The following is a 6,960-nucleotide window of genomic DNA, read 5'->3' as shown; positions in this document are numbered from 1 at the left end:
GGGGGATGGTGCGGGATTCGGTGCGGGCGGTTTCGGCGGCGGCCAGGATGGCGACCACCTCGCGGCCGAAGCGGACGTCGCAGCGGTGGTCGCGGGTGCCCGCCTGCACCTGCTCGACGAGTTGGTCGATCGCCACGCCGAACGCCGTGGCGGGCTCGTTCTCGCCGGCCGGGACGGTCTCGATGCCGTTCTCGCCGTAGAACACGAACTCCCGGGTCATCGACTCGGTCGGGGCGTCGAGGGAGAGCGAGGCGCTGCTGGTGGCGCCGCCGTCATGGGTGAGCAGCAGGTGCACCATTCCGTTCGGCCCGTCCATCGCGGTCACCCGGGTCACCTTGCCCAGCACCGGCAGGATGATGGAGAGCGCGTGCGGGGCGATGTCCCAGAGCGCGCCGTGCTCCCGGCGCCACAGCGACCCGCCGTACGGGCTGCCCTCCTGGAAGATCGAGGCGAACGCGACGGTCCGGCCGTGCTGCCAACCTCCGGCGGCCGCGGTGGCGGCGAGGAACGCGGTCACGTTCGGCTGGAACCGCTGGGTGAAGAAGACGACCGAGGCGACCCCGGACGCCTCGGCTGCCTCGACCACCCGGTCGGCGTCTTCGACGGTGAGCGCCAACGGCTTGTCCAGCAGCAGGTGCCGGCCGGCGGCCGCCGCCCGGGTCGCGATGTCGGCCTGGATGTCCGGCGGCAGCGCGACGGCGATCGCGTCACACACGTCGAGCAACGCGTCGACCTCGGCGAAGGCCGGCACCCCGTACCGCTCGCCCAGCGCGGCGGCCCGCTCCGGGTTACGCCCCCAGACCCCGACCAACTCCGCGTCCGGGTGGGCGTGCAGCGCCTTCCCGTGCGTCTCGATCGCCCAGTGACCGGTGCCGAACAAGCCGAACCGCAGCACGTGTACCTCCGCCGTTTCCCCTCACCGCGGCGACGCCACGGCCGAGATCCACGCTAGTCTCCCCAGCAGCCGTGACGGCGGCGGGTCGACCAACCGGCGACCGGACGCCCACGAGTCCACGTCGTTTCCGGGGCAGCTCAGCAACGCGCGGCGGAGGACAGCGGCGAAAGACAGCGAGGCAGCATCGCTCGGGTACTACGACGGTTAGTAGGCTGTGCCGGTGACCGAGGCAACGACCAGGTGGGGCCGATGACCAGTGCGGCGGCGGCCGACTCGCCGGTGGACGGGATCCTCGCGACGGCGTCGATCGTGCTGTCGCTGCTCGTCGCGGTGTGGGCACTGGTGGCGGCGGTACGCCACCGGCCACCGGACCGGGTGCAGGTCGCCGGCCTGGCCGTACTGGAACTGATCCTGCTCGCGCTGGCCGTGGTCGCGCTGGTCGCGGTCGGCGGCGGGGAACGGCCCGGCGAGCCCGGCGCCTTCTTCGGCTACCTGGTCACGCTGGTCTGCATGCCGCCGCTGGCCTGGGTGCTGGCCCGGATGGAGCCGACCCGCTGGGGTTCGGCGATCGTCTGCGCGGTCTGCCTGGTGGCCCCGGTGGTGGTGGTCCGGTTGCAGCAGACCTGGGAGGTCCTCGGTGGTTGAGACACGACCGGCCCGACGCGCGACGAACACCGGTCCGGGCCGGCTGCTGATCGCGGTCTACCTGCTCTTCGCCATCGCGGCGACCAGCCGGGCGGGCCTCCAGATCGCCACCAGGTTCGACGAGGCCCCGGTGGCGTACCTGCTCTCCGCGCTGGCCGCGCTCATCTACATCGTTGCCGCGGTGGGGCTGGCCCGTGCCGGGCACACCGGCCGGCGGGTCGCGCTGGCCTGCTGCTCGCTGGAGCTGGTCGGGGTGGTCGCGGTCGGCATCCTGAGCCTGGCCGACAAGGAACTCTTCCCCGACGAGACGGTCTGGTCGCAGTTCGGCAGCGGGTACGGCTACATCCCGCTGGTGCTGCCGGTGCTCGGCCTGTTCTGGCTCTGGCGCACCCGCCGCGACCCCGCCTGACCGACGGGCTGGAAACGCGGGTCGGCGGTCGCCGCCGACCCCGCGCACGCGTCGAGGGCGCTCCCCGCCGCACGGGAAGCGCCCTCGACGGAGGTACGGGTCAGTCGCGCGGGCCGCCGGCCACGTAGATGACCTGGCCGGAGACGAACCCGGCCCCCTCACTGGCCAGGAACGAGATGGTGTGCGCGACGTCCTCCGGCCGGCCCGGTCGACGCACCGGGATCTCGGCGGCGGCGTGCTTCTGCAGGTCCTCGAAGTCGACCTTCATCCGGGCGGCGGTGGCGGCGGTCATGTCGGTGACGATGAAGCCGGGCGCCACCGCGTTGACGGTCACCCCGAACGGCCCCAGCTCGATGGCGAGCGTCTTGGTGAAGCCCTGGAGACCGGCCTTGGCGGCGGCGTAGTTCGCCTGGCCCCGGTTGCCCAGCGCGGAGGTGCTGGAGAGGTTGACGATCCGCCCCCACCTGCGGTCCACCATGTGCTTCTGAGCGGCCTGGCTGAACAGGAACGCGCCGCGCAGGTGCACACCCATGACCGTGTCCCAGTCGGCGTTGGTCATCTTGAACAGCAGGTTGTCGCGGAGCACCCCGGCGTTGTTGACCAGCACGGTGGGCGCGCCCAGCTCGGTTGCGATCCGCTCCACGGCCGCCTCGACCTGGGCCCGGTCGGACACGTCGGCGCCCACGCCGAGCGCTTGGCCGCCGGCGCCGGCGATGGCGTCCACCGTCTCCTTGGTGGCCGCCTCCTCGATGTCGACCACGGCGACGGCCATCCCGTCGGCGGCCAGCCGGCGGGCGGTGGCCGCACCGATACCGCGTGCGGCTCCGGTGACGATGGCGACGCGGGGCTCCTCCGACATGATTACCTCCCGGTAACTTGGCTCGATCGATGGAGCTTAACCCGTCCCTGTCGGAGTCAGCGGGTCGCGCCCCGGCAGAGCCGGATCCAGCGGTAGCCGTAGCCGGAAAGCTTGAGCGCGCCGAGCTTGCCCAACTCGCCGTAGCCGCGGTCGGCGAGCACGTCGTTCGGCAGGTCGGCCTCCGCCTCCAGGCTGCTCAGGTCCACCTCGACGTCGTCGGTGCCCAGGTTGTGCAGGAAGACCATGGTCCCGGTCGGCCCGTCCGCCCGGTGCGCCAGCACTCCGGCCGGCAACGGCACGTCGATGTGGGTCGTCGAGCCGGAGCCCACCTCCGGCGCCTCCCGCAGCGTCCGGATCATGCGTTCGAACCAGGCGAGCAGCGACTTCGGATCACCGCGCTGAGCCGTGACGTTGACCGTCTGGTAGCCGAACTCGCCCTTGTCGATGACCGGGCGGACCAGCTTCTCCGGGTCCGCGGTGGAGAAGCCGGCATTCGGCTGGTACGACCACTGCATCGGGGTACGGATCGCCTCCCGACCGGGCAGCGACAGGTCCTCGCCCATCCCGATCTCCTCGCCGTAGCGCAGCACCGGCGTGCCGCGCAGCGAGAACTGCAGGGCGTACGCCAGCTCGATGCGACGCCGGTCGTTGCCGAGCATCGGGGCGAGCCGGCGACGGATGCCCCGGTCGTAGATGCGCATGTTCTCGTCCGGGCCGAACTGCGCGTACACCTGGTTGCGTTGTTCGGTGGTGAGCCGGGACAGGTCGATCTCGTCGTGGTTACGCAGGAAGGTCGCCCACTGCCCACCGACCGGCAGCGTCGGGGTGTCGCGCAACGCCTCGACCAGCGACTCCGGGTCCTGGCGGGCGAGGGCGAGCATGAGTCGACCGTTGAGCATGAAGTCGAAGAGCATGTGGATCCGGTTGCCGGAACCGCCGGCGTCACCGAAGAACGTCGGCAGCTGGTCCGGCTCGACGTTCGCCTCGGCCAGCAGGACCGCGTCGCCGCGCCGCCACTGCACGTGCTGGCGCATCTCGGTGAGGAACTCGAAGTCCTTCGGCGAGTTCGGGTTGCCCGGCTCGGTCAGCTCGATGATGAACGGCACCGCGTCCATCCGGAAGCCGGAGACGCCGAGCTGGAGCCAGAACGACATGATCTTCTTGATCTCCGCCCGGACCTCCGGGTTGGCGAAGTTGAGGTCCGGCTGGAACTTGTAGAACCGGTGGTAGAACCATGCCTTGGCGGTGCGGTCGTAGCTCCAGGTCTCGTTCTGCTCACCGGGGAAGACCATGCCCTGGTGCCGGTCGTCCGGCTCGGTGTCGGACCAGACGTACCAGTCGCGGTACGGCGAGTCCGGCGAGGAGCGGGCGGACTGGAACCACGGGTGCTCGTCGGAGGTGTGGTTGACCACCAGGTCGATGATCACGCGGATGCCCCGGTTCTGCGCCTGGTGCAGCAGTTCCGCGAAGTCGCCGAGGGTGCCGAAGCGCGGGTCCACGTTGTAGAAGTCGGTGGCGTCGTAGCCGTCGTCGCGGTTCGGCGACGGGTGGATCGGGTGCAGCCACAGGCAGGTCACGCCCAGCCGGGCCAGGTAGTCCAGCCGCCCGATCAGGCCACGGATGTCACCGACGCCGTCGCCGTCGGAGTCGGCGTACGTGTCGATGTCGAGGCAGTAGACGACGGCTTCGGAATACCAACGGTCACCCATGCCGGATGAACTTCTCCGGTCGATCACCGTGGCAAACCCGGCCGGCGGGCGGCGGAGCCCGGACGGTCGCTCTCGGCCGGTACCGTGCCGGTCATGGAGATCGACCTCGTACCGCCGAGTGAACCGTTGGACTGGGCCCGGGGCGGCTGGCTGTATCCGCCGGTCCGCGTCGAGGAGGGCCCGGCCGGAGAGCTGATCGTCGAACCGGCGGCGGAGAGTGACTTCTGGCGGCGGACCAGCTACGGCTTCGTGCACGACAACGGGCCCGCCCTGCTGGCACCGCTGGCGGTCGGCAGCGCCATGGAGGTGAGCTTCCGGCTCGACCTCACCGGGCAGTTCGACCAGGCCGGTGCGCTGGTCCGGGTGGACGAGCGGAACTGGACCAAGGCGGGCGTCGAGGTGAGCGACGGCGAACTCCAACTCGGCGCGGTGGTGACCCGGGAGTTCTCCGACTGGTCGGTGGCGCCGGTGCCGGAGTGGGCGGGTCGGGAGGTGACCGTCCGGGTGAGCCGGGCGGGCGACGCGCTGACCGTCCGCGCCCGGGTGGACGACGAACCGTGGCGGTTCGTCCGCCTCGCCCCACTGGACCCGGAGGCCGAGGCCATGGCCGGGCCGTTCTGCTGCGCGCCGGTCCGCGACGGCCTCACCGTGGTGTTCACCGGTTGGCGGCAGGGGCCGGCCGACACCGCGCTGCACCCGGAGCACTGACCGGCACGGCAGTGTGGCCCGACTCACCGGTAGGTGTGGCGAAGCGCCCATCGGGTATGACCATCTGATCCCCGGCCGCCGACCCGGAAGGACGACCATGGCGCTCGCCCAGAATGTCGACCCGGCCAAGTTCACCGGGCTGACCGGTTGGGTGGCCACCGTGATCGAGGGGATGGGCCCGGTCGGGGTGGCGCTGCTGGTGGCGCTGGAGAGCATCGTCCCGCCCATTCCCAGCGAGATCGTGCTGGCCCTCGCCGGCTACCTGGCCAGCGAGGGCCGTTTCAACGTGGTGCTCGTGGTGGTGGCCGCGACGGTCGGCTCGCTGGTCGGTGCGTTGGTGCTCTACTGGCTCGGCGCGGCACTGGGTGAGGAGCGGCTCAAGCGCTGGCTCGACCGCATCCCCCTGGTGGACCGCGACGACCTGGAGAAGGCCGACGAGTGGTTCGAACGGCACGGCCGGTGGGCGGTGCTGATCGGCCGGGTGGTGCCGGTGGTCCGCAGCCTGGTCTCCGTTCCGGCCGGGGCGAACCGGATGCCGCTGGGCGAGTTCATCCTGCTCACCACGATCGGCAGCGGGGTGTGGAACACGCTCATCGTCGGGGCCGGTTACGCGCTGGGCAGCCGCTGGCAGGACGTCGAACGCTACAGCGACTGGTTCAACTACGCGATCGTCGCGGTCTTCGTCGTCATGGTGGCCACCTGGGTGATCCGCAAGATGCGCCGACGCCGGGAGCGCGACGACCGGCGGTCGGTGACCGCCGGTCGCTGATCCGCGTCCGCCCGTGCCGGGGGTGGGGTCGGCTCAGGGCAGGGTGTCCAGGTGCGGGGCAACCGTACGGGCGAAACCGTTGCCGTTGCTGACGTCCCAGTTCACCGACCAGGTCATCGCGCCGCGAATGCCGGGGTAGGTGCGCGGCGGCCGGAAGCTGCCGCAGTTGGTGCCCCGGGCCAGGCAGTCCAGCGCCGCGTTGACGACGCTGGGCGCGACGATGCCCCCGCCGGCCGCGCCGGGACCGGCGGGCAGGCCGAGGCCGACCTGGTCGGGCCGGAGCCCCGCCTCCAGTTGGATGCACGCCAGCGCGACGATGAAGTTCACCGTGCCCTGGGCGTACGCGGCGTTCTGGTCGCAGCCGAGCATCGCCCCGGAGTTGTAGTACTGGGTGTTGACCACGGTGAGGATGTCCTTGATGTCCAGGGCCAGCTTGAAGTAGCCGCCGCCCGGGGACTGCATGTCGATGGTCTGCGGCGCCATCGCGATGATCAGGCCGGCGCCGACCCTGGCCCGGAGCGCGCGCAGCGCCTGCGCCATGTAGGTCGGGTTGAGCCCGTTCTCCAGGTCGATGTCGATGCCGTCGAAGCCGTAGCGGGCGATCAGCGCGGCGGCGGTGTCGGCGAACGCGGTGGCCGAGGCGGCGTCGTTGACCGTGACCCGGCCGGTCTCACCGCCGACCGAGAGGATCACCCGCTTGCCCCGGGAGTGCAGGGTGCGCACGTCGGCGGTGAAGTCCGCGTCGGTGTAGCTGCCGAGCGCCGCGGCGAGCCCCGGGTCGACGCCGAAGGTCAGCGCCCCCGGCGTCGCGGTGGCCTCGGCGAAGGCGACCGCGACGAGGTCGTACTCGGCGGGGACGTCGCGCAGCCGCAGCTCGACGGCTGGGTTGTCGAAGTTGTGCCAGTAGCCGGTGAGCAGGTGCTTCGGCAGGCCGCCGGTGGGTGGGTCCGTCGGCCTGCCGAAGCA

At 71.4% G+C, this 6,960-nt stretch carries 7 protein-coding genes and 1 pseudogene; 4 read left to right on the top strand and 4 right to left on the bottom strand.

What is annotated here, in order from left to right; translation table 11 throughout:
* Nucleotides 1-895: Gfo/Idh/MocA family protein (locus EAD89_RS29665; RefSeq protein WP_147458894.1), on the bottom strand; the 895-nt coding region annotated here is incomplete at its 3' end.
* A gap of 214 nt (nucleotides 896-1,109) precedes the next feature.
* Between EAD89_RS29665 and EAD89_RS29660 the strand changes: the two are divergent.
* Together EAD89_RS29660 and EAD89_RS29655 are read left to right on the top strand one after the other, a co-directional pair.
* A pseudogene (locus EAD89_RS29660) lies at nucleotides 1,110-1,540 on the top strand (hypothetical protein).
* The gene (locus tag EAD89_RS29655; protein WP_121657381.1) at nucleotides 1,533-1,949 is read left to right on the top strand and encodes a hypothetical protein; all 417 of its coding nucleotides are present in this window, start codon (nucleotides 1,533-1,535) and stop codon (nucleotides 1,947-1,949) included. Before EAD89_RS29660 ends, EAD89_RS29655 begins: the two are co-directional and overlap by 8 nt.
* 100 nt (nucleotides 1,950-2,049) lie before the next feature.
* Here the strand turns inward: EAD89_RS29655 and fabG are convergent, their stop codons facing one another.
* Both fabG and EAD89_RS29645 read right to left on the bottom strand, forming a co-directional pair.
* Nucleotides 2,050-2,808, bottom strand: a complete 759-nt coding sequence (gene fabG, locus EAD89_RS29650; protein WP_121657380.1) for a 3-oxoacyl-ACP reductase FabG — start codon at nucleotides 2,806-2,808, stop codon at nucleotides 2,050-2,052.
* A gap of 56 nt (nucleotides 2,809-2,864) precedes the next feature.
* Complete coding sequence (locus tag EAD89_RS29645; RefSeq protein ID WP_121657379.1) at nucleotides 2,865-4,517, bottom strand: alpha-amylase family protein; 1,653 nt, start codon at nucleotides 4,515-4,517, stop codon at nucleotides 2,865-2,867.
* 93 nt (nucleotides 4,518-4,610) lie between these two features.
* Between EAD89_RS29645 and EAD89_RS29640 the strand changes: the two genes are divergently transcribed.
* Both EAD89_RS29640 and EAD89_RS29635 read left to right on the top strand, forming a co-directional pair.
* Complete coding sequence (locus EAD89_RS29640; protein ID WP_121677985.1) at nucleotides 4,611-5,225, top strand: DUF1349 domain-containing protein; 615 nt, start codon at nucleotides 4,611-4,613, stop codon at nucleotides 5,223-5,225.
* A gap of 97 nt (nucleotides 5,226-5,322) precedes the next feature.
* A complete protein-coding gene (locus EAD89_RS29635) occupies nucleotides 5,323-5,994 on the top strand; it encodes a DedA family protein (protein ID WP_121677983.1) in 672 nt (223 codons plus the stop codon).
* Nucleotides 5,995-6,027: 33 nt separating this feature from the next.
* On the opposite strand, the gene EAD89_RS29630 is transcribed toward EAD89_RS29635, so the two are convergent.
* Nucleotides 6,028-6,960 (bottom strand): chitinase (locus tag EAD89_RS29630; RefSeq protein WP_147458893.1); only part of this gene is annotated, 933 nt, incomplete at its 5' end.

It is taken from the genome of Micromonospora sp. BL4, from assembly GCF_003667505.1.
GTDB lineage: Bacteria > Actinomycetota > Actinomycetes > Mycobacteriales > Micromonosporaceae > Micromonospora.
This window is presented reverse-complemented; position numbering and strand designations above follow the sequence as displayed.